14 protein-coding genes and 2 pseudogenes are annotated in these 21704 nt (G+C 70.1%); 10 read left to right on the top strand and 6 right to left on the bottom strand.

Translation table 11 applies throughout. The features are described 5' to 3' along the window. Window positions 1–26 precede the first annotated feature (26 nt). The gene (locus tag ACIBQ8_RS46935) at window positions 27–704 is read left to right on the top strand and encodes a hypothetical protein (RefSeq protein ID WP_397195388.1); all 678 of its coding nucleotides are present in this window, start codon (window positions 27–29) and stop codon (window positions 702–704) included. Here ACIBQ8_RS46935 and ACIBQ8_RS46940 read toward each other — a convergent pair whose 3' ends face one another. After that, window positions 705–2081 carry an MFS transporter gene (locus ACIBQ8_RS46940; protein ID WP_397195406.1) on the bottom strand — a complete coding sequence of 459 codons (1377 nt, stop codon included), beginning with the start codon at window positions 2079–2081 and terminating at the stop codon, window positions 705–707. 67 nt (window positions 2082–2148) lie between these two features. On the opposite strand from ACIBQ8_RS46940, the gene ACIBQ8_RS46945 reads away from it, so the two are divergent. Beyond that, window positions 2149–2883, top strand: a complete 735-nt coding sequence (locus ACIBQ8_RS46945; RefSeq protein WP_397195389.1) for an AraC family transcriptional regulator — start codon at window positions 2149–2151, stop codon at window positions 2881–2883. A gap of 473 nt (window positions 2884–3356) precedes the next feature. Here the strand turns inward: ACIBQ8_RS46945 and ACIBQ8_RS46950 are convergent, their stop codons facing one another. Continuing rightward, window positions 3357–4481, bottom strand: a complete 1125-nt coding sequence (locus tag ACIBQ8_RS46950; RefSeq protein WP_397195390.1) for an NAD(P)/FAD-dependent oxidoreductase — start codon at window positions 4479–4481, stop codon at window positions 3357–3359. A 101-nt stretch (window positions 4482–4582) separates the two neighbouring features. On the opposite strand from ACIBQ8_RS46950, the gene ACIBQ8_RS46955 reads away from it, so the two are divergent. The 3 genes from ACIBQ8_RS46955 to ACIBQ8_RS46965 all read left to right on the top strand — a co-directional run bounded on the left by ACIBQ8_RS46955 (window position 4583) and on the right by ACIBQ8_RS46965 (window position 6296). Continuing rightward, window positions 4583–4705, top strand: a complete 123-nt coding sequence (locus tag ACIBQ8_RS46955) for a hypothetical protein (protein ID WP_397195391.1) — start codon at window positions 4583–4585, stop codon at window positions 4703–4705. Window positions 4706–5027: 322 nt separating this feature from the next. Then, window positions 5028–5282 (top strand): transposase, encoded by a 255-nt coding sequence (locus ACIBQ8_RS46960; protein ID WP_397195392.1) that lies wholly within the window; start codon window positions 5028–5030, stop codon window positions 5280–5282. A gap of 126 nt (window positions 5283–5408) precedes the next feature. Continuing rightward, window positions 5409–6296, top strand: coding sequence for an SDR family oxidoreductase (locus tag ACIBQ8_RS46965; RefSeq protein WP_397195393.1), 888 nt, complete (start codon window positions 5409–5411; stop codon window positions 6294–6296). Window positions 6297–6451: 155 nt separating this feature from the next. On the opposite strand, the gene ACIBQ8_RS46970 is transcribed toward ACIBQ8_RS46965, so the two are convergent. Next, complete coding sequence (locus ACIBQ8_RS46970) at window positions 6452–6751, bottom strand: hypothetical protein (protein ID WP_397195394.1); 300 nt, start codon at window positions 6749–6751, stop codon at window positions 6452–6454. Between the two features lie 246 nt (window positions 6752–6997). Here ACIBQ8_RS46970 and ACIBQ8_RS46975 point away from each other — a divergent pair. From ACIBQ8_RS46975 to ACIBQ8_RS46990, 4 genes and pseudogenes are all read left to right on the top strand, one after another. Next, window positions 6998–7832: pseudogene (locus ACIBQ8_RS46975) on the top strand (transposase family protein). A gap of 111 nt (window positions 7833–7943) precedes the next feature. Further along, entirely contained in the window at window positions 7944–8288 is a 345-nt protein-coding gene (locus ACIBQ8_RS46980) for a hypothetical protein (protein ID WP_397195395.1), read from the top strand. A 754-nt stretch (window positions 8289–9042) separates the two neighbouring features. Further along, entirely contained in the window at window positions 9043–9516 is a 474-nt protein-coding gene (locus ACIBQ8_RS46985; protein ID WP_397195396.1) for a hypothetical protein, read from the top strand. Next, the gene (locus ACIBQ8_RS46990; protein WP_397195397.1) at window positions 9498–16136 is read left to right on the top strand and encodes a LamG-like jellyroll fold domain-containing protein; all 6639 of its coding nucleotides are present in this window, start codon (window positions 9498–9500) and stop codon (window positions 16134–16136) included. The genes ACIBQ8_RS46985 and ACIBQ8_RS46990 overlap by 19 nt, the downstream gene beginning before the upstream one ends. Before the next feature lie 142 nt (window positions 16137–16278). Here the strand turns inward: ACIBQ8_RS46990 and ACIBQ8_RS46995 are convergent, their stop codons facing one another. Continuing rightward, window positions 16279–17181: a WD40 repeat domain-containing protein gene (locus ACIBQ8_RS46995; protein ID WP_397195398.1), complete on the bottom strand. Its 903-nt coding sequence runs from the start codon at window positions 17179–17181 to the stop codon at window positions 16279–16281. Between the two features lie 62 nt (window positions 17182–17243). On the opposite strand from ACIBQ8_RS46995, the pseudogene ACIBQ8_RS47000 reads away from it, so the two are divergent. Further along, window positions 17244–17888 (top strand): annotated as a pseudogene (locus ACIBQ8_RS47000) (Tn3 family transposase). A gap of 585 nt (window positions 17889–18473) precedes the next feature. Here the strand turns inward: ACIBQ8_RS47000 and ACIBQ8_RS47005 are convergent. Together ACIBQ8_RS47005 and ACIBQ8_RS47010 are read right to left on the bottom strand one after the other, a co-directional pair. Beyond that, entirely contained in the window at window positions 18474–20723 is a 2250-nt protein-coding gene (locus ACIBQ8_RS47005; RefSeq protein ID WP_397195399.1) for an alpha/beta fold hydrolase, read from the bottom strand. Further along, entirely contained in the window at window positions 20720–21694 is a 975-nt protein-coding gene (locus ACIBQ8_RS47010) for an ATP-binding cassette domain-containing protein (RefSeq protein WP_397195400.1), read from the bottom strand. The genes ACIBQ8_RS47005 and ACIBQ8_RS47010 overlap by 4 nt, the downstream gene beginning before the upstream one ends. Window positions 21695–21704: the final 10 nt, after the last annotated feature.

Genomic DNA, 21704 nt, shown 5'->3' on the forward strand with positions numbered 1-21704 from the left:
ACAGCGTTCTTACCGGCACCCCGTGCATGCCGATGCGGTTGCAGCCCCGCCTCGCCGCCCCAGCCGAAGCTCACGTACATGAGCGATCATGGCGGCGTGGCGACCAGGAGAACCGTCAGCCGGGGCGGTGCGCGACTCCGGCACGTTTATCCGGTACATCGCCGCCGGGGTCGCGCGGCGGCCGGCATGAGCGTCGCACCGGAGATCACCGCCCTGCGCGGCGGAGGCGTCCCCTCGCCGCGGCCGCCGATGCCTTCCTCGCCACAGCGCGCACCGCCAACCCCAACACCCACCGCGCCCACGCCTCGGCCGTCGACCGCGTCATCGCCCTGCTCGGCCGCGACCGGCCGCTCACCGACGTCACCGACACCGAGATCGGCGCCACGCTCACCGAACTGTGTGGCGGACGCGCGGGCTGTTCAGAGAGCGTTTTGCAAGCCACCCTTGCCCCGCCGATGACGCGAGTGTCGAGAATCGAACTTGGCCTGCCAGTAGGAGAGGCACTCGGCGCGCTTGCTATCGAGATCGAACTCCTTCAGCCCGCCTTCGGTCAGCGGAGCATCTCAGGGAGTCGGGGGCCGGTCAGTGGCCCTGACGCCGACTCCGGCGGCGATGGTGTGGATGACTTCACCGCGCGCGGCAAGCGAGGATGGCGGCGCGTCTGTCGTCATCAATCACTGGCCCAGCGATCCGTGATCTGCTGATCAGTGGGTGCGACGCCGGGGAGCGGTTGCCGGCTTGTTTCGGCCATCGGCTCCATGTCCAGCGGTCTGCCGCGGGCCGCCGGCCCGCGACGGCAGCAGCACGACGATGATCACGGCGCCGAGCGCCACGCAGACGGCGCCCGCCGTGAGCCCGCCCGAGTAGCCCATGATGGCCAGCGCGGCCACCCCGACGGCACCGCCGACCTGCTGAACGGAGGTGAACAGGGCTGCGCCGAGACCGGCGTCCTCCTCGGTGGTGCCATCGACCGCGGTCACTGCCATGACGGGCAGGCTCAGCCCGTTGCCCACACTCAGTATGAGCATGCCGGGCAGGACGTGGGCGATGTAGGAGTCGCCCGCCGCCACGCCGGACAGCAGCAGCAGGCCGGCGATGTTGACCAAGAACGCCAGCGGGAGCGCCCAGCGCGTCCCGATCCTGAGCGAAATGCGGGAGGACAGCCACATGCCTGCCAGGATGCCGGCGCCGTAGGGCAGATAGGCGATGCAGGCCAGGAACGGGCTGTAGCCCAGAACGGTCTGCACTTGGATCATCAGCAGGAACGACATCGCGTACATCGCCATCGAGAACAGCAGGGTCGCGCCGTTGGCCACCGCCCGCGTCCGCGAGGCCAGGAACGATGCGGGCACCAGCGGCGCCGCCGCCCGCGACTCCGCCACCAGGAACGCCGCCGCCAGGGCCGCGGAGAACACGACGGCCCCGTAGACGATCGGATCGCTCCAGCCGGTCTCTCCGGCCCGCAGCAGCCCGTACACCAGCGACACCGCAGCGCCGGTGACCAGGACCGCGCCCGCAACGTCGAGGCGGCGTCGGCCGGGGGCGCGGGACTCGGGGACCAGGCGCGGGAGCAACGCCAGGGCCACGGCGACGATGGGCAGGTTGATCAGGAAGATGCCGCGCCAGGACACCAGTTCGGTCAGCGCCCCGGACAGCACGAGGCCCGAGGTTCCGCCCAGGGCCGCGATACCGCCCCAGATGCCCAGCGCCGTGGCCCGCTCCTCCGGCCCCGGATACAGCAACGTGATCATCGACATCGCCGCCGGGCTGGCCATCGCAGCACCGCCGCCCTGCACGAACCGCCCGACCACGAGCTGCCACGGCTCCTGAGCCAGCCCGCAGGCCAGGCTGGCCACCCCGAACAACGCCACCCCGATGAGGAAGACGCGACGGCGGCCCAGCAGATCCGCCATCCGGCCGCACAGCAGCAGCAAACCGCCGAAAGCCAGGAAGTAGGCGTTGACGACCCAGGGCAAGCCGGACGCGCTGAAGCCCAGCTCATCGCGAATGCTGGGCAGGGCAACGTTCACGACGGTGTCATCGAGCACGAGCATGAACTGGACAAGACACAACACAATCATCGGCACCCGACGACGCTATGATCCGCCGTATTTGGCCACAATCCGCGATGAGGCCAGACTATGTCGCATGGAGGACATGAGCGCGATCATCGTCGGCCACTTCCCGCTCGCCTCGGGTGACTGGATCTCCCCGCACAGTCACACCCACCACCAGATCGCCTGGACCCGGCGCGGCGTCCTGAGCGTCGGCGTGGGCGAGGTGTACTGGGTCCTGCCGCCCAGCAGGGCACTGTGGCTGCCCGCGGGTGTCACCCACACCACCGGCGCGACCCGCGACGCCGTGCTCTGCAGCCTGTACCTGGCTCCGGAGCGCTGCCCGCTGGACTGGCCCGAGCCCACGGCGGTCGGCGTCGACGGCCTGCTGGCCGAGCTGATCGGGTATCTGGCACGCACCGACCTCACCGACGACGCGCGACTGCGCGCCGAGGCGGTGGTGCCCGACCTGCTACGCCCCCTGCCCACCCGGCCCATCGACGTGCCCCAGCCCACCGACGAGCGGGTCAGGGTGGTGGCGGCCGCCCTGCTGGCCAACCCCGCCGACCCGCGCAGCCTGGAGGCTCACGCCCGCGCGGCGGGCGTGAGCAGGCGGACGTTGACGCGGTTGTTCGTGCGCGACACGGGCATGAACTTCGACCGTTGGCGCACGCAGGTACGGCTGCGCGCCGCCCTCCCGCTGCTGGCCGAGGGGCAGCCGGTGTCGCGGGTGGCACACGACGTGGGGTACGCCACGGCGAGCGCCTTCCTGGCCGCCTTCCGCCGCACCGTCGGCACCACCCCCGGGAGTTACCTGCTCAGTCGTTGACTCTGATCTTCTCCACGGTGAGCCGGGGAGAAGACCCTGGCAACGCGCTGACGGCTTGTCCAGCACGATCTAGATGGTCGACGGGCCGCCAGCGCTGGTCGCGAGTGCGGTGAAAGGCCCACCGACACTCGTCGCTGTCGTAGGTGCTTGTGGAAGCGTTCTGTGCGCCGCGTACGGCTCGACCTCGGCCAGCCTGTATCCGGTGGGCTGGTCCCTGTTCACCTGCAGAAATGTCACTGATGGCGGCTGGTGGAGCAAACCTTACCGACAGGCCGAGGCCCGGCGATCCAGCCGGAAGAGGCATCAAGATCAACTCTTCACCGCTGTTTCCTGCAGCCAGCCTCCTCGAAGGCCGGTCCTCCAGGTGGTGCAGCACCAGCGACGCGGTCAGGCGATCGTGCTTCCTCCCTCATGGGCGTTCGTGGTGGTGTGCCCTCGGCAGGCTCAGACCCGCTGCGGGAGAGGTCGTACCGTCAACTTGCCGGGGTGTCATGGGAGAACCGTTCCGGGCGGAAGCCGGCGAGCCTCTCGTCCCTCCTCCCGCTGACGATCTCCGACGCGAGCAGCCGGCCGATCACCGGCCCGAGCGTGATGCCGCTGTGGGAGACGGCCTCGTAGTAGCCCGGCACGGACGGCACCGCTCCCACCGAGGGGTAGCCGTCGCCCGGGATGGGCCGGTCGACCACCCGTGTCCCGACGATGCGGGAGTCCTCGAACCCGGGAACGACCTGTCGCGCCGACTCGTGGAGCAGCCATTGGAGCGCCGCCGGATCTTCGCCGGTGTCGATGAGCGCGTCGACCTCGCGGCTGTGGAGGACCACCGAAGCGTCTCCGTCAGGTCGGATCGCGACGCGGGGCGCGTGCATGGTCCGGCGGATCGGCACCTGAGCACACTCGATCCGGGTGACGAGGCCGGGCTCCCGGCGCATCGGCAAGTGCCGCGCGACGAGCCCGGCGACGTGGGCGGCGCCGGGTCCCGCGGCGTTGACGACGGCGTCGACGTCGAGACGGCTGCCGTCGGACAGAGCGACGGTCCGGACGCTCCCGTCGGCGCCGGTGCCGACATCATGGACCGTGGTGCCGAACCGGGGTTCAGCCCCGGCCGCGACGGCCTGGCCGACCAGGCGGCCGACGAGATGGCGTCCGTGCACCCAGGCTTCGTCGGGAAAGAACACGACCGGAACCTCGTCGGACACCGTGAGCGCGGGTTCGAGGTGGCGGCGTACCTCGGCTCCCGTGCGTACCTCGGCCCGGTAGCCCCAGCCGGCCAGCAGCGCGGCCGTTTCCAGGAGGCTCGCCTCCGCCGCGGGGTCGTCCGCCCAGCGCAGGTGGCCGTCGGGGTGCCACCATGGGTCCGGCCCGATGAGCCCGGCAAGCTCGCGGTACGCCGCCATGCTGGCGACGTTCAGGTCGAAGTAGGGCCTGCTCGCGGTCTTGGCACTGGCGTTGACCCACGAGAACGACCAGTCGGTGATCCCTTCACCCGGCCGGCCCGCCTCGACGAACACCACCTTGACGCCGTGCCGCGCCAAATTCCAGCCCACACAGGCTCCGAGAACGCCTACCCCGATGACAGCAACACATCCAGGCCGCTCCACGACCCGATTCTCTCACGAACACCGTCTCCTGCCCTCTGGCAAGCGTCGCGACTCTCCTCACTACCCGCGCCGTCGGCCGTCCGGTCGAGGTTACCGGCGGCGTGCTCGCCGCCGGCGCGGGCGCGGCCAGTCCGGGCATCCAGATCGCCCGCGAGCTCGCCGTCGGCAGGTCGATGCTGTACCGGGCGCTCGAGGACGGCGACCCGGGCAGTCCCATGACCTGATCGCTCCAGCCCGCGTCCATCAGAGCCTTCCACCGACACCGAGGGTCAGGCCGAGGCCGACATGGCACATCCCCGCGAGGCGGCCGTGCAAGTGCGCCGACGCCCACCGGGTCTGAGGCGTGTCGCTGATCGTTGAACGTAGAGGTCTCCGGTAGTTGGTTCAACGACCAAGAAGGACGAAACGCCGGAGACCTCGTGGCCGGCGTAGTGGTGACGAGGCGGCACGACCTCACTGACGCGCAGTGGGCGGCGCTGGAGCCGCATCTGCCTGCCGCGTTGGGCAAGAGGCGTCCGCCGAGGTGGAGCAGGCGGCAGTTGATCGATGGGATCCGATGGCGTGATCCGGACCGGGGCGCGGTGGCGGGACGTTCCTGCCTGCTACGGCCACTGGTTCACCGTGTATGGCTTGTTCCGGCGCTGGCAGCGGGAGGGGATCTGGTCGCGGATCCTGGCCGCCTTGCAGGCGTGCGCGGACGCCGGTTCGGCGCCGCGTCCTTCGAGGTCATGCTCGGGCGGGCGCTGCCGGTGTTGTCCGTGCGCGAGGTCTCCGAGCGGTGGCGGCTGGCGTTCACGTTGATGCTGGAGGTCTACGGCCGTTCGGTCGCGCCCGCCCCGGCCGCCGCGGTGCCGCTGCCCGAGACCGCGACCGTCATCGCGTTCGTCACCGCGGGGCTGACCGCACCATCCCCTTCTGAGGAGCATCATGGCCACTTTCGCCGTCACCGGATCGGCCTCGGGCATGGGCGCGGCCAGCGCCGCCGCCCTCGCCGAAGCCGGGCACACCGTCATCGGGGTGGGCCTGCGCGACGCCGACATCATCGCCGACCTGGGCACCGTCGAGGGGCGGAACAAGGCCGCCGGGGAGATCCTCTCCCGCTGCGAAGGGCGTCTGGAGAGGGTCGCCGCCGTCGCGGGCGTCGGCCCGAACCTGCCGGACGCCGCCGCGGTGGTGTCGATCGACTACTTCGGCCCGGTCCGGCTGCTGGACCTCCTGCGGCCCGCGCTGGCGGCCTCGGGCGCCGGGCGCGCCGTCGTGATCGGCTCCAACTCCGCCACCACCGTCCCGCTCAGCGACGACCGCCTGGTGGAGCTGGCGCTGGCGGGGCAGGAGGAGGCTGCCCGCGAGCACGCCCGTGCCGCTGCGGAAGCGATGCCCGCCGAACTGCGCGAGCTCGCCCCCAGCATCTCCGCCTACGCCTCCGCCTCCGCCAAGTTCGCGCTCGCCCGCTGGGTGCGCCGCACCGCCGTCACCCCGGAATGGGCGCGGCATGGCGTGCTGCTCAACGCGATCGCGCCGGGCGCCGTGCTCACCCCGCTCATGCTCGGCTCAGCCGGTGGGACCGGCGACGCCGACGACTTCCCGACGCCGATGCCCCTCGGCGTATTCGGCGAGCCGGTGGACATCGCGTTCTGGGTGCACCAGTTCCTCAAGCCCGAGGCCCGCTTCACCACCGGCGCGACCATGCGCCCCGACGCTCAGCCCGTGGCGATGACCATGGGTTGGCAGAAAGGACTCGATCAGCGACGAGGGTCATGTAGAGCGAGGCCCACCACACCACCAGCAGGATGCCTCAAAGCGCTCTGTGCTTGAGCCGCGTGGCTGATGGTCGATGATTTTTTGGACCAAACAGGTTCCCGGGGAAACCCGACACTGCATCCCAGGATGCCCACGGCGGCGAGCGGCATGAGGACCTTCTTTGTATGCCGACCACCGTCGATTACCTTTGTTAGCCGGACTGCAGCTCGCTAGCCTGCGGCGACGAGGTGATTTCCTCGTTTGGTATTTGCAAACCACCAGCCTGAGCCGCCCATGGGACGCCAATCGAACGCGACGCATGCCTGCTCGATTTCCGCGACGGAGGCTTCTCGGGGCTCGAAACCTGTCTCACCGAGTTCGCCTGCACGCATCAGCCCTCGATCGAGCAGATCACGGATCACGGCGATGGCAGCTTGAGGGGGCTTCGCGTAGGACAGAATCTCGTCTAGGGAGATCCAGTCATCGAGTCCCGATGTCAGGACCGCACGCACTATCTCTTCTTCAATCATGGCAGGTGAACCTTGTTGTGAACGCCTTCGGCGGTGAAGATGTCCATGGTCGCACCGCCCGAGGCTGACGTGGTGCGCCATTGAGGGGATCTCGGAGAGATAACTCGGGGCGATTGAGGACTTCTCGGACAGGAGCGATGACGTGTCGGGCCTTTCGGGAGGAGTCGTCGAAGGCCGGAGACAGGCGTGGATCCTCCGGTAGTTGAGTTCTCGCCGCAAGAAAGCACAGCCGCCGAAAGGCTCCACATGATTACTCATCGTGCCACGCTCGACGTCTCCCGCGCACTCGTTCAGTACGTCGCCCGGTTGCTGCGCAATGAGCGCCAGCTGCGCGGCACCTCGAAGGGCGGCCGGGCCTTGACTCGTTCTGGCAGGCGGTCATGGTGCTGCGCTGGTCCCGAGGCGAGCACGACATCCCCAAGTTCGGCCGCGATCACCACGTTTCCCGGGCCACCGCCTACCGCTACGTCCACGAGGAATCGCAGTTCTCGCTGCTCAAGCACCGGGTCTTGGTGAGACTCTCGACCGCGCCCAAGCCGAGGGACTTGCGTCTGTGATCCTGGACGGCGTGCTGATCCCGATCGATCGCTGTGCCGAGCAGACGCTCAGCGTCATAGGCGAGTCCATCGACGTGTGGTATTCAGGCAAGGCCCACCAGCACGCCGGCAACCTCCAAGCCTTGTCGTCGCCAGGCGGGCTGCCATTGTGGATCGCCGAGGTCGAAGCCGGCTCCGTTCACTACCTCACCGCCGCTCGCATGCACGTGCTGGGCGCGCTGTACGTCGCCGCTGCACACGGCCTGCCCACCCTCGCCGACAGCGGCTACGACGGCGCCGGAATCGGCATTCACACCCCGATCACGCAGCCCGAAGGAGACCAGGTCCTCAGCCCGGACAACCGCACCTACAGCCGACTCCTACGTGCCCTGCGGTGCCTTGGTGAGCGCGGATTCGCCCTGCTCAAAGGTCGATGGCGCACCCTCCAGCACATCGCCATCAGCCCCAGCGGAATCGGCGACATCGCCCGCGCGGCGCTCGTCCTCACCCATTTCGAGCACGACCACCTGCTGGCTATTCGCTGAGATCACGTCAGTGCCCATCAACCAGACTACCGACGCCATCCCTCTGGTACATGGAAATCATTCTTCCCTCGGAAGTAGCGAAAATGAAAGAAATAGGATTCTTTCGAGAGCTTGGCCACGGGGATCCGGGCGGCCCTACGCTTGTTTGCCGGCATAAATAAGGTCAATGCCGATCGACGCTTCGTGAGCGAATATCTTCGAAACGGATCACATCTGGCGGTATCGGGGACCGAGGTCCAGGACATCATCTCGGCGGAGCACGTCCTAATCGGTTCGCTCCTTACACAAACCGATGGCTGCTGGATGTGGCCGAGCGATATGAGCTACTACGTAGCTAACTACGGAGTCGACCTGCCGGCCGAATTCGTCAGTAGAGTTCACAATTTGAAAGGAGTGCCTCCAAAACTGACCGGAGAGCAATTGATCGAGGTGGAACACGCCGTTTTCGGCGGCTAGAGAGTGTCCCGTTCTGGTGGTCCTGTACGACTGGACCACCAGAACATCGATGCTGTTCGATCTAGCCTTCCCCTGTGTACCGCTCAAATATTGTCCGGGTGGTGCGCGCCGTTGGGCTCTGTGTTGGGACGAACTGGCCTTAGCAGAAAACGATGGCCATGCCCAAGACTTGCTCGAAGCGGACTACAGGGGAATATGAACGTGAGAGCCAGCGCCAGTTCGTCACGAGAGTGAGCACCAGTGGCTGATCCTTGGGGCGCGGCATGGTTACGAGCGCAGATCGCGTGCCTGCGCGCGGTCGGGGCCTGCGATGGGGGCATCGGCGGCCCGGCCGGGGCCCGCGGTCGTAGCGCTGGGTGGTGACGGGGGAGGCGTGCCCCAGGAGCGCCTGGACCTCCTCCACCGGGACGCCCATGGCGGGCCCTGAGCTGCGCGTCGGCCCTTGGCGCCAATACTCGGCCGGATCTTCCCGCTGCCCCGGTTCGCCTCGGCGTCGTCGCAGAGCTCGGCGATGGCATCGGCCCGGTCGGGCGGTGGGGTGGAGGAGTTCGATCTCGCCGGGGCCGGGGCGGGTGCGTTCTTGAGGCCGTGGGAGTCGCGGTCGGGTACGCCCCTCGTTCGGTGGTGCCTGAGCAGGTGTGATGGGCGGCTGTGGGATGGCCGAATGTGGCCATCGTGATCGTCTTGACCTATCGCTTGGTCGGGCTCATCGTCGAGAGGGCTTCGACGGCGAAGCGGGCGGGGGAGGGGGGCGATGGGGGCCGGGGATGCACTGATCAACGTCCACGGGGACCTCGCGTACACGCATGTGACGCCGGCGATGGACGCGAGCCGGCGGATCGCCTACAGCGTCCTGGACGCGGCCAAGGGGGACCCGGACGCGGCGTACACGGCCGACGGCCCCGCCGAGCCGCCGTTCAAGCGGAAGGTCACCGGGGTCGGTCACGGGATCGCGGGCGCGGCCGCGATGCCGACGGTCAAACCTGGCGGCAGGATCGAGGCCGGCGCGCCCCCAGTGCCGTCGGAGAACCTGAAAGGCGCCGTCACCTGCGCCGGAGCCCGCAGCGTCGACTTCAACGAGGCCGACCAGGTCGTCCACAGCGTGCCAGCGATCGCCGCTCGAAAAGGCGATGCGCACCGAGAACACCGACAGCAACGACGAACCCATCCAGCGCCTGGATGCGGACTGATCGGCAAGGAGCTCACTTCGTGCACGACAAGAACCTGATCAAGGTCTACAAGGACCGCGAGTACACCTCCACGACAATGGTCCGGCACAACGGCACCGTGGTCGGCTTCGCCCTCGGCGCCGACCGCCGCGTCTACTACAGCGTGCTCAGCCTGGACCAGGCCGACCGGGCGCGCGGCGCACTCGACGCGGCCTACTGGAACGCCGACCCGGCCGTGCTGGTGTTCCCCACCGAGATCGTCGACGTGGGCCCCGAGACACCTCAGGTGGCGGTCATGCCGGTCGTCAAGAAGCTGGGCTCGGCAGAGGTGCCGCCCTCGGAGAAGCTGCTGCCCGGCGAGGAGGACCCGTTCCTGTCCACGACCGCCCGGCTGACCTCCGAGTTCCCCATCCAGGTGGTTTCCGACGGCCGCTACCTGCTGGTGTTCCGCCAATCGGTGGCGGCGGGCGCGGCCGGCTCGGTCTATGAGACGACCACCGGGCGGCTGACCGGCGACGCCGCCGGAGGCAAGGCGGCCAAGGCCGACGCCGCGCTGCTGTGCGACCGCTTCGTCCTGGTGGGCGCCGAGCTCAAGCCGGTGGTGGACGTCCGCTACCAGCGCAGCCGCAGCCGGATCCTGCCCGCCTCCGGCGGTGACACGCTGGGCACCCGGGACATGGAGGGCCGGCTGTTCTACGAGCCGACCATGAAACTGTCGTTCGCCGGACGGCTCACCGGCGGCCTGTTCACCGCGCTGACGCTGCCCACGGCCGTCACCGGGCACACCCGCTGGCAGATCTTCACCGCCGACGCCTCCGGCACCGTGCACGGCCACAACCTGGAGCAGAGCCCCGACGGGCTGTTCAACCCCGCCGGAACCCAACTGTGGACCAGCCCCGACCCCAAGTACGCCGCCTCGGTGCTGGAACGGTCCCCTGGGATCGACTCGCACACCCGCAAGCTGCTGGTTCCCGTCAAACCGCCGCAAGACCGGGCCGGAACAGCGTTGCGCTTCGACGGCACGGGCGCTCCGGTGATCGCGGGCGTGGACGTCACGGCCGCGCCGGCGGGGCCGTACACGCTGGAGGCCTGGATCAAGCCCGCCGCCGCCACCGGGACCGGGCTGATCATCGGACGCACCCAGCGCACCAGCATGGACAGCCCTGTGCACGTGAGCCTCCAGGCCGACGGCAAACTGCGGTTCGGCCACGGCACGCAGACCCTGACCTCGACGACGGTGGCGCCGATGGGGGTCTGGGCGCACGTGGCGGCCGTCTTCGACGGAGCGGCGCTGCGGCTGTATGTGAACGGCGCGGCGGCGGGCTCGCTCACCACGTCCGAGCAGGTCGACGTCAGCGCCCGGATCGTGGTCGGCGGGCGCGGCCCTGGTCAGACCTCCGCCGACGTGTTCACCGGCCAGATCGACGAGGTGCGGGTCTGGACGATCGCGCGCGCCGACTTCGCCACCCGGGGCCAGCGCCTGTCGGGCGGCGAGACCGGCCTGTACGCCTACTTCCCCCTCGACGAGGGCGCCGGCGTGGAGGTCCGAGACCGGAGCGCCAACAAGTTCTCCGGCCGCTTCGACCCCGGCCCCGTGTGGGCCGACTCCGATGCCCCCGTCTACGACGGCCCCGGCATCACCCGCCAGTCGTTCACCGTCACCGGCCGAAAGGCTGTCGCGGGCCTGACCGCGACGCTGTACTACCAGCAGCAGTCCTCGGTGACGGGCTACGGCCAGGCGCCGGTGCCCGAACGCAGGCAGGCGCGCGTGATGCTGGCCTTCGCCACCTCCGGGCCGCCGCCCAAGGGCGAACCGGCCGATCGCTCCTACGTCGCCACCCTGGACTTCGCCGTCTCCAAGGACGGCCGGCTGGCCAGGCTGCCCGGCGTCGTCGACCTGGCCTGGATCGGCACACCCGACCCGACCAAGGACACCGAGCGACTCCGTCAGGCGGAGGAGGCGGTGACCGTCGCGCGCGGCAAGCTCTATACCGACCAGCAGCTCACCGACTGGATGCCGAGCAGCGTGGCCCGGCTGAAGCAGCTTGAGGAGGAGTTGACCAGGGGCGGCATCTTCAGCCTGTACACCCTCAACAGGACCATCGTCGGACCGGCCAGGAACGCGGAGCGGCAGCGGGAGGCCGAGATCATGGCCGAGGCGGTGCCGCTGGCGCAGAGGTACCTGCAGCAGTTGGAGGCCTCTCAGCGGCTCGGCGCCGACAAGGCGGCCCTGGACGCCGCGCTCAACACCCTGGCCACGCTGACCGGCGCGCAGGCGGGCGCGGCCGAGGCGGTGCTGCCGATGCCCACGCTGCACACCGACCGTGCCGGGCTCACCACACTCGGTGCGCTGCTGTCCTTCGCCTGGACGGGCAACGCCCCCGCGCTGCTGGACAGCTCGACCGGCGAGGTGGCGCTGTACTTCCGCGGCGGCGCCGGCCAGTATTTCGCCACCTACTACGCCGCCACGATCGCCCCTGCGGTCAAGCAGTTCACCGTCGCCGACGGCACGTTGCGGCTGTCGGCCCGCGACATGGCCCTGCGCTCGGCCGACTTCGCGGTCAAGGTGACCGCCACCGGGGCGGGCCTGTGCACGGTCGAGGTCAGCCGCGGCACGACCAAGGAGACGTTCCCCTCGGTGCCCGACCGGGCCGACCAGCTGGCCTCGGTGCTGAACGGCACCGCCAAGGGAGCCGAGCTGGGCACGGTGCTGTCGCTCCAGGACAAGGTGGTGACGCTGATAGAGCCGCTGGCGACCGCGCTGACCGCCGGCTCGGCTGTGACGGTCGGCGCCGACAGCCGGACGGCCGAGGCGACCCCGGCCGGCTCGGCGCAGATCACGCTGACCAGCGGCGGCCTGACCGCCGGCACGGGCGCCAAGGTGCGCACCCCCGCCTACGACTACACCAAGGCCACCTGCAGCGCCCCCGGCGTGTCGGTGGCCTCGGGTTCGCTGATCGTCAGCGCGCACGCCCAGAGCGCCACCGGGCCGGTCCCCGCCGGGACCGCCGCCGACGTCAGCCAGCCGCTCGGCCCGCGCTGGCACGGCGACTCCCCCGGCCGGGCGTTCTCCTTCGACCGCGACGCCAAGAACCGTCTGCACCTGGCGGACACCGCCAACATCGCGGCCCTGGCCGCCTCCGGCGACCTGACGATGGAGGCGTGGATCAGGCCGACCGTGGTCAACAACGGCGCCCTGATCCTGGCCACCGACACCGGCCCCACCCGGTACGCGCTGAGCCTGACGCAGCTCTTGAAGAGCGACGGCTCCTTCGCCTACCAGATCGACGCGACCGTCAACGAGCAGAGCGTGCGCACCGTCGACCTGTTCCCGCCGGGGGAATGGGCCCACCTGGCCGTCGCGTTCACCCAGGACTGGGCGATGCGGATGGACGGCGTCGGCTACCTGGACGCCGGCGGCCCCGGCGGCCTGGACATCGTGGAGAACCTGACCATCGAGGCGTTCGTCCAGATCGAGTCCAGCGGCCGGCACGGGCTCGTCGGGAAGGGCGTGCTCGGCGACGGCGGTCAGACGGCCGTGCCCTACTGCCTGTACGTCGACAACGACAACCGCCTTGCCTTCGCCTTCGAGGCCGGATCCGGTACGGCCGCCCCCGTCGTGCACAAATCCACCATGGCCCTCACAACTGGCAGGTTCCACAGGGTGGCCGTCGTGCGCAGGAACCCGACCGGCATCGAGACGGGCGTGGAGATCCGCTTCTACGTCGACGGCGCCGACGCCGGGACGCACCGCTACAAGGGCGCCAAGCCCGTGGGCAACGACGCGCCCGCCGAGCTGGGCCGCATGGTCGAGGGCAAGACCGTGTCCGGCCTGAAGGGCATCCTGTCGGAGGTGCGGATCTGGAACGTGGCCAGGGACGCCGACCAGATCGGCGTGTCCATCAGTCCCAAAGCGCAGGGGCTGGTCGCCTGGTGGAGGTTCCCGGAGTCCAAGGGCTCCACCACTCAGGACATGTGCGGCTCCTATCCCGCCACGCTGCGCGCCGTGACCCGGGTGCGCACCCCCGACCCGGCGGGCAACAGGTTCACCCTGTACCGCAACGGCAGCCCCGTGGCGACGGAGCCGGCGAGGCAGGCGGCCGTCGCCCGGTCCGCCGCGCCACGCTCGGTGGTGGGCGAGGGGTTCACCGGCGACCTGGACGAGATCCGGGTCTGGCGGACCGCCCGTACGCAGGAGCAGATCCTGGACAACATGTTCGGCCGCGTCAAGGGAGACCGGCAGCACCTGCTCGCCTACTACCCGTTCGAGGCCGACGACACGGTGGCCGGGGCGCTGGTCAAGGACGCAGGGCTGAGCGGCCAGCACCTGACTCAGTCGGCGCCCGGTCCGAAGATCGTACTGTCCACGGCGCCGATCTCCACCGACGCCGCCCGGATCCGCTCGGCGCTGACCGGCATCAAGACCTCCTTCCACGGCACGATCGCGACCACCCCGGCCGCCACCGAGTACGGCGACGTGCAGCGGCTCCCGGACGACTCGATCATCGGGGTGCTCAAGCGGGCCTACGGCTACCTCCAGGACGACAAGTCGTGGGCGCTGAGCACCGGTTTCAAGGTCGGCGAACTGGCCACCACCTGGGTCGGCCAGGTGCAGTTCGACCCCCAGCTCATCGGCTACATCGAGGGCGCGCCGCCGATCCCGTCGGAGAACATGATCGACGAGAAGAAGGACTACGCGGGCACCTCGTCGGTCGCCTTCGTGCAGGCCGACAACGTCGTCAACACCTTGTCCTCCCAGCGGGACGTCAGCGTCGACAGCGCGATGAAGATCGCCTTCGACCAGGCGTTCGGCGACGAGGTCTGGGCCGTCCTCGCGCCGCTGGGCGCCGGCACCGCCAAGCCGATGAGCGCGGTCAAGCAGGAGTGGGGCTTCTACCTGTCCCTCGACTTCTCCAACAGCTGGAGCGACACCACGGAGGTGTCCCAGGGCGCCAACACCACCCGCACCAGCAAGGTCACCCTCGCCGGCGGCTGGGAGGACGCCGACGGCACCAAGCACGTCAATCCCACCGTCGGACGCCGCTGGGTGCCCGCCAACACCGGCTTCGCCGTCGTGCAGTCCGAGACCGCCGACATGTACGCATTGCGCTTGACGCACACCGGCGCCGTCGTCGCCTACCGGATGCTGCCCAGCCCCGACATCCCCCGCGACTGGAACCTGATCCCGTTCCCGATCAACCCCCGCTACACCAAACAGGGCACCCTGGACGGGATCGTCGGTTTCCACGAGTACGGCCAGGTACCCGGCCTGCGTCCGTTCCCCGACCCGCACTTCCCCAACGCCGCGGACGGGGTGAGCGGCGAGTACAGCTACTACCGACCCGCCGAGGCCTACCGGATCAAGAAGCGCATCCAGCGCGAGCAGCAGCAGTTGCAGGGCTTCTACGACTCGGTGTCCATCCAGACCCACACCTGGGACCCCACCCACGGCCAGGCGGCCAAGGTGCTGAACGGGATGACGGGCGGCACCGGCGCCACCACCGAGGCCGGTTCCGGCGGCGACCCCGAGGCCAATCGCGCGGCCACCAGATCAGCCTCGCGCCGCAACATCGTCAACACCTACGTGTGGACCGCCGCAGGCGGCTTCTTCGCCGAGACGACGGCCACGACCGACCAGGTCACCGAGACCACCTCGGGGGCGTTCTCCTTCAAGTCCACCTTCGGCGGCAACTACGCCATCAGCTTCGACGTCATGGACTTCGGCCACAAGTTCGGCCTGGAGGCGTCCATGAGTGCCGGGTACAGCGTCACCCGCAAGAAGTCCAAACAGGCCACCCGCACGTTCAGCCTCGATGTGAGCTGCGGGCCCGGCGCCGAGCTGCAGAAGTTCGTCGGCGACAAACCGCAGTTCGACGCGGCGGGCAAGCCGATCCTGGTGCCCGGCCGGGTCGACGCCTACCGGTTCATGACGCTCTACCTGGACACCACCACCGACAACTTCGAGGACTTCTACGGCAAGGTGATCGACCCCGAGTGGCTGGACCGGGGCACCGACCCGAACGCGCTGGCGCTCAAGCGGGCCCAGCAGGCCGAGACCAAGCCGCCGTGCTGGCGGATCATGCACCGGGTCACGTTCGTCAGCCGGGTGCTGGACACCGGTGTGAGCACACCGTCACTGGCCCAGGAGATGGGGTCGCTCGGCATCGCCAGCGACTACGCGCTCATCACCAAGCTCCAGCCGCATCTAACCGGCGCGACGAAGGACTTCGCCGCACTCAACAAGGCGGCCAGGGCCGCGCTGGTGGGCAACTTCGCCCGGCTGGCCCCGTACGCCGACACGATCGTGGGCCGCCTGGCGGCCTACCACAATCTGCAACCGGACGACGCCCCGCTCACCGCCGCGCCGCCCGCCGCGGCGGCGGCCCCCGACGGCAAGGTCACCCTGGGCGCGACGTCGGTCCCCAAGGGCACGAGCCTGACCTTCACCTACTCCACGCTGCCCGCCACGGTCAGCGACAAGAACTGGATCGGCCTCTACCCGGCCACCAAGGCCCCCAAGGACGGCGAGTCCATCGACTGGCGCTACACCCCCGGCGCGACCGGCACGCTCGTGATGCCGACCGACAGACTCCCCGGCCCGGGCGCGTACGCGGCGTACTACCTCCACAACGACGGCTACACGGTTCTGGCGGGCCCCATCCGCTTCACCGTGACCTGACGTACCAGGCGACGCCGGCCGGCCCCGGCCGGCGTCGCCGACGACAGCGTTCACCCACGTCCTTGGGAGGCGTCCGCGGTCCGCCCGAGCCGGCCCTCCCACTGCGCGAACACACCTTGCTGCCGATCAGCCTCACCGCGCGTCACGGCCGCAGGTGGGCTGGAATGGTAGCCCGGGAAGTGGGCGGCCCAGTCCTCCGGCATGAGGTCGAAGCGCTGGTAGGGGAGGTGATCGCCGGCGACGTAGAGGACGTCGCCGTCCAGGCCGATGGCCAACACGAGATCGCCGGCAGTGAGAACGGGTGCCCCATGGGTTGCCGTGTTTCGGCGTCCCACAGCTGAATCGCGCCGTTGGCCATCCCGACGGCGAGCACGCGCGCATCCGGGGAGAAGGCCAGGGCGGTGACGTCCGCGGCCGAGGTGGCGTCGTACGTTGCCGTTCCAGAGGGCGGTCTGCCCGCTCCCCGGGCCGACGGCGAGGTAGCGCCGTCGGCGCTGAAGGCCAGCGCGCCGGACGCGCCGATCCTGCCCGCGCGGCGCGTCGGCCCTGCCGCGGTGAGATCGGCGACATGCCCCTGCGAGCTGACCAGTAGCCGCTCGGTGGGGTCGACGGCGAGGCGGCCGCTGATGAAGGGCACGGTCGCGGAGATGCCGCCTTTGATCGGATCCCAGACGATGGTCTTGCTGAGGTGGGAGGCATCGTTGCCGAGGATGGGATTTCCGCCGATCAGGATGCTGTCGCCGGCGAATGCGAGGCTCTTTCCGTCTTGGAGGGGCGGGGAGGTGGCGCTGAGGCGTCGGCCGTCGAGATCCCAAAGCCATGCCCTGAACGGCGGTGTCTGCAAGATGTCGCTGTAGGCCAGGACCCGGCCGTCGCGCCGGAAGGCGGCGACCACCAGGCATCGCCCCGGCACTTCTGAGGCGGTTACCGGACAGTGCAGTGGTGGCGGGCCGGGCAGGCACTGCCCGGTGCTGCCGTCGCGTAGCTCGACGCGGTCACCGTACGTGATGGCAAGCCGGTGGCCGTCCGAACTGAACGTCGCCATGGTGACGCGGTCGTCTCCCCGGCCGCCGTCGGAGAGGGCAGTGAGCCGACGCGTGCGGGCGCCTGCGGGACCTGACCCGGGTCACCCTCGTGCGCGATGAGACCCCGACCGAGATCGCCAAGCGCTATCCGCACGCCGGGCCGCTGCTGGGCGCGCGCTGGAACGAGGACTTGGTGGCCGCCTGCTGGCCGGATCTGCTGCGGATGGCCGGGGCGTTGAAGTACGGGCAGGCCACCGCCTCGCTGATCGTAGGCAAGTGGTCGGCGGCCTCCCGGCAGAACACCCTGGCTGCCGCGCTGAAGGAGTGGGGCATGCTCAGAAGGACTGTCCACCTGGCCGAATAGCTGTCGGATCCGGTCTTCAGGGGGAAGATCTCGCGGCAGCCGAACAAGGGGGAGAGCCTGCACGCGCTGCGCCGCGACCTGCATCACGCCCAGCAGGGCACGATCATCCGCCCGCATCCGGAGCAGCAGGCCGAACAGGCGTGGTGCCTGACCGTGCTGACCAACTCGGTGGTCGCACATCTCGCCCGGCCAGAGCGACAACATCAACTTCCTCGGCGTCATCAACGTCGACGTAGAGGCGGAGCCGGCCAAGCTCGACGCCAGCGGATGGCGGCCACTGCGGCCCGCGCAACAGCGCCAGCTGGGACCGACTCCCTGAGCAGCCATCGCTTCGTGCCGTTGAAGGAGGCACGGGCAGGGTGAGATGGCCCCGCGACCGACGACGGGCCATCGTGCTGCCGGCGGGGCGAGCCGGAGTATGCCGTAGACGTCCGTCATGGGGGTCCCGGCCGTGAATGTCACGGTGCGCCTGCGTCTGGCGGCACCCAGGAGACGAGCGCGGGGGTTCGATCGATGCCTTCCGCGTGGCGTGTCAGGCGCGCAGGAGATTGATGGCGCGCTCGTCGAGCTGCTGGGCGCAGCGCAGGCCGCGGGCGCGAAGCGGGACAGGTCGCGCCGCATCTCGGTGATGGTCCTGCGGGTGCGGGCGGAGGCGACGCCGTCCATGTGGTCCATCGCCCGGCCCCATGGGGCGCAGGCTTGTTCGATGTTGCCCTGGGCGAGGAGGAGTTCGGCCTCGGCGGCCAGATCCAGCATGACCGCAATCGGATACCTCGCCGAGTTGGAGGCGCTGGCCGGAGGCGAGTGTCCGGCCCCGGCCCGCACCGCCTGTACGTGGACGAGATCTCCTTCTCCTGCGCGCGCTGCGGCGGCGGCCCCGTGAGGATGCCCGGCGTGACCGGCGCCTGGTACGACGCCCACCCGGAGCCGATCGAGGTGGCCTGCGGCTCACGTGGCCGGCTGTACTCCCTGCGGGCCGCATACGGTGCCCGCCGCAGGTAGGCGCAGGCTGATCAGATAGCGGTTGACGTGGGCGATGATGCAGGATTTGCCGGCGTTGTAGAGGCCGTGACCGTGGTCCTGGTACTCGACCGTCCCCGATCCGGGCACCCGCCGTACGAGGTCCGCGGTGGCCTCGAAGTCCGTCCAGGAGCCGACGCCCAGGTAAGGCGGCAGGCCTGTGGAGGGCAGCGGCGCGGGTGGGTTGGTCGCGGGGGCCGGCCAGCCGACGCAGGCGAGCGGGTGCCACAGCTCGGTTCCGGCCAGGTTCGGCAGCAGGCGCTCGCCCTCGCGGCGCGAGGCCCGGTACTCCGCGTAGTCGCGGAAACCTAGGCCGTCGAGGCAGTGGGTCATGTTCATCCCGGTGAACGAGGGGACCTTCGGGCTCTTCGTGCTCTGCCGGACGTAGTCGGCGAAGCCCGAGGCGTCCCCGCCGGCGGCCCGCTTGATCGCCTCGGCGAGCTCTGTCCACCGGGGGTAGCCGGGCGCGGGGCCTGGGGAGACGATGCTGGGAGCGGCTGCCTCCTTGAGGTCGAAGCCGCTGTAGGCGGCCTGCGGCGGCTCGCCCTCGACGGGCACCGGGACGCGGTCGGCCCGCGCCACCAGCGACCGCCAGACCTCGCCGACGTCCTGGCCGTGCAGCGCGCAGGCAGTGCTCGCCGTGCACCAGGCGGCGAAACGGGCGAATGACTCCTCGTGTGGAAGCCTGGTCTGCGCCCGGGACATATACGGATTGGCCGTGCCGTCGAACACCATCGCGCGCACCCGGCCGGGGAACAGCCGGGAGTAGGCGATCGCGGGGATACCGCCGTAGGAGTTGGCGATGAAGCTCAACTGGTCCTCGCCGAGGGCGGCGCGGACGGACTCCATGTCGCGTGCCACGGAGGCCGAGTCCATGTGGTCGAAGAAGTCGGGGTCGGCGGCACGGCAGCGCTCGGCCGCCGCCTGGTTGCGCCTGCCCAGCTCGGCGTACTCCGCGCGGGTGTCGGGCCAGGTGATCCAGGGGCCGGAGACGAGGCAGTCGTAGGGCAGCACGCCCTTGTCGATGGTGTTGCGGGGCTCGACGCTGACCACGTCGAACCGGTCGCGCAGCTCGGCGAAGCTGCCCGCGTTCTCGCTCAGCTCCGCCACACCCGAGGCCCCCGGTCCGCCGGGGATCGCGAACACGGCACCGATCCGCCGCTGGGCGCCGGTGGCGGGCAGCAGGCCGACGGTCAGCTCGATCCGCCGTCCTGACGGCTTCGCCCAGTCCAGCGGGACGGTGACGGATGCGCAACGCAGCTCTTCGGCCAGCCGCTTGTCGGCGCAGTCCGCCCAGGCCGGTGTCGACGGGCCCGTGCCCGTGTCCGGCAGGCCTGTCACAGCCGGGAGCAGGACGACCGTGGCCACGCCGATCGCCGCCACCCTGATCCGGCGCCCGGCGGGCGCCATCACGGTGGCGCCCGCCGTCAACGCGACGGCCACGTACCCGACGAGTAGGACCGCCGCCACGGCGGGTGGCAGGATCCCGCCGCCGGTCCCCGCGATCTGGAACGGCAGGTTTTCGATCATGAACGAACCCGCCTGCGCGCGCAGCGGCATGGGCAGCGTCCTGGCCACCACCGGCAGCACCACGATGATCACGGCCAGGGCGACCAGCGCGCCGGGCGTGGAGCGGACGACGGCACCGACGCCGAGCCCGATCAGCGCGACCGCGGCCATCGACAGCCCGGCGACGATCACCGAGGCGAGCACCCCCGGCTCAGACAGCGGCGTGCCCAGCGTCACCCCGACACGCAGGATCTGCCCGGCCCGATCGCCGAGCACCGCCATGGAGGCCGCGTGCATGGCGAACGCCAGCACCTGGCCCGCGACCAGCGCCACCGCCGCCAGGGCCGGAATCTTGGCCAGCAGCAGTACCTGCCGGCGCGGCACGGCCACCAGGCTCGCCTGGATCGTCCCGGTGCTGTGCTCCGAGGTGATTGTCAGGGCACCCAGGACGGCGAGGACGAAGTAGGCGAGGGCGATCCCGTTGCCGATGCCGTCCCCGTTGGTGGGGAAGGCCAGCCGCTGGTCCAGGGGCTGGCGGTCGAAGCCGCGGCCGATCATGAAAGCTGTCGCGGCGCAGGCTCCGATGGCCGACGCCGAGCAGGCCAGCAGGTAGAGGTTCGAACGCAGAGAGCGGAACTTCAGCCACTCGGAGGCGATCACGTCGATCATCGCGCGGCCCGCCGTACTGGGGCGCGCCCCGAGCCCTCGCCGGTGACGGTCGTGTAGTCGGTCCTGTCCTCGCTCACCGTCGTGTACTCCGTGCTGTCGCCGGTGAGCCGCATGAACGCCTCCTCCAGGGACGCGCCGCGCGGCGACAGCTCCACCAGCGCGATCCCCGCCGCCAGCGCCAGCTCACCGATCCGGGCCGCGCCCAGGCCGCGCACGGACAGGGCGCCGTCGTCCTCGGCGGTCACCGTCGCCCCCTGCGTGCGCATCACGCCGGTGAGCCGTTCAGGACGGGACGTGCGCACCAGCACGTCCCCCTGGAAGTGCCCCGCCAGGTCGTCCATGGTGGTGTCGGCGATCAGCCGGCCCCGCCCGATGACGACGACGTGGTCCGCCGTCACTGCCAGCTCGTTCATCAGATGGCTGGACAGCAGCACCGTGCGGCCTTCGCCGGCGAGCGAGCGCAGCAATCCTCGGAGCCAGCGGATGCCCTCCGGGTCCAGGCCGTTCAGCGGCTCGTCCAGCATCAGCACCGCCGGATCGCCGAGCAGCGCCGCCGCAATGCCCAGCCGCTGCCTCATCCCCAGGGAGAACCCCTTGATCCGCCGGTCCGCGACGCCGGCCAGGCCGACCTGTTCCAGGACCGCGGCCACCCGGGCCATGCCGATGCCGTTGCTGCGGGCCAGGCAGCGCAGGTGGTCGCGGGCGGTCCGACCGCCGTGCACCGCCCCGGCATCGAGCAGCGCCCCCATGCTGCGCAACGGACTGCGCAACGACACATACGAACGCCCGTCCACCAGCGTCTCGCCTGCGGCGGGAACCTCCAGCCCGAGCACCGCCCGCATGGTCGTGGACTTCCCCGCGCCGTTCGGCCCCAGGAATCCGGTCACCAGGCCCGGTCTCACGGTGAAACTCAGATCGTCCACGGCGACCGCGCGGCCGTACCGCATGGTCAGGCCTCTCACTTCGATCAAAACGCCCCCT

The sequence above is a fragment of the Nonomuraea sp. NPDC049646 genome (assembly GCF_044465525.1).
Taxonomy (GTDB): Bacteria; Actinomycetota; Actinomycetes; order Streptosporangiales; family Streptosporangiaceae; genus Nonomuraea.

Bases quoted from the DNA above. Each gene is read 5' to 3' on its own strand.
- ACIBQ8_RS46965 (WP_397195393.1), top strand. From the start codon at position 5,409: ATGGCCACTTTCGCCGTCACCGGATCGGCCTCGGGCATGGGCGCGGCC.
- ACIBQ8_RS46970 (WP_397195394.1), bottom strand. From the start codon at position 6,751: ATGATTGAAGAAGAGATAGTGCGTGCGGTCCTGACATCGGGACTCGAT.
- ACIBQ8_RS46935 (WP_397195388.1), top strand. From the start codon at position 27: ATGCCGATGCGGTTGCAGCCCCGCCTCGCCGCCCCAGCCGAAGCTCAC.
- ACIBQ8_RS46940 (WP_397195406.1), bottom strand. From the start codon at position 2,081: ATGATTGTGTTGTGTCTTGTCCAGTTCATGCTCGTGCTCGATGACACC.
- ACIBQ8_RS46960 (WP_397195392.1), top strand. From the start codon at position 5,028: ATGGGATCCGATGGCGTGATCCGGACCGGGGCGCGGTGGCGGGACGTT.
- ACIBQ8_RS47005 (WP_397195399.1), bottom strand. From the start codon at position 20,723: ATGATCGACGTGATCGCCTCCGAGTGGCTGAAGTTCCGCTCTCTGCGT.
- ACIBQ8_RS46985 (WP_397195396.1), top strand. From the start codon at position 9,043: ATGGGGGCCGGGGATGCACTGATCAACGTCCACGGGGACCTCGCGTAC.
- ACIBQ8_RS46945 (WP_397195389.1), top strand. From the start codon at position 2,149: ATGGAGGACATGAGCGCGATCATCGTCGGCCACTTCCCGCTCGCCTCG.
- ACIBQ8_RS46995 (WP_397195398.1), bottom strand. From the start codon at position 17,181: ATGGCGACGTTCAGTTCGGACGGCCACCGGCTTGCCATCACGTACGGT.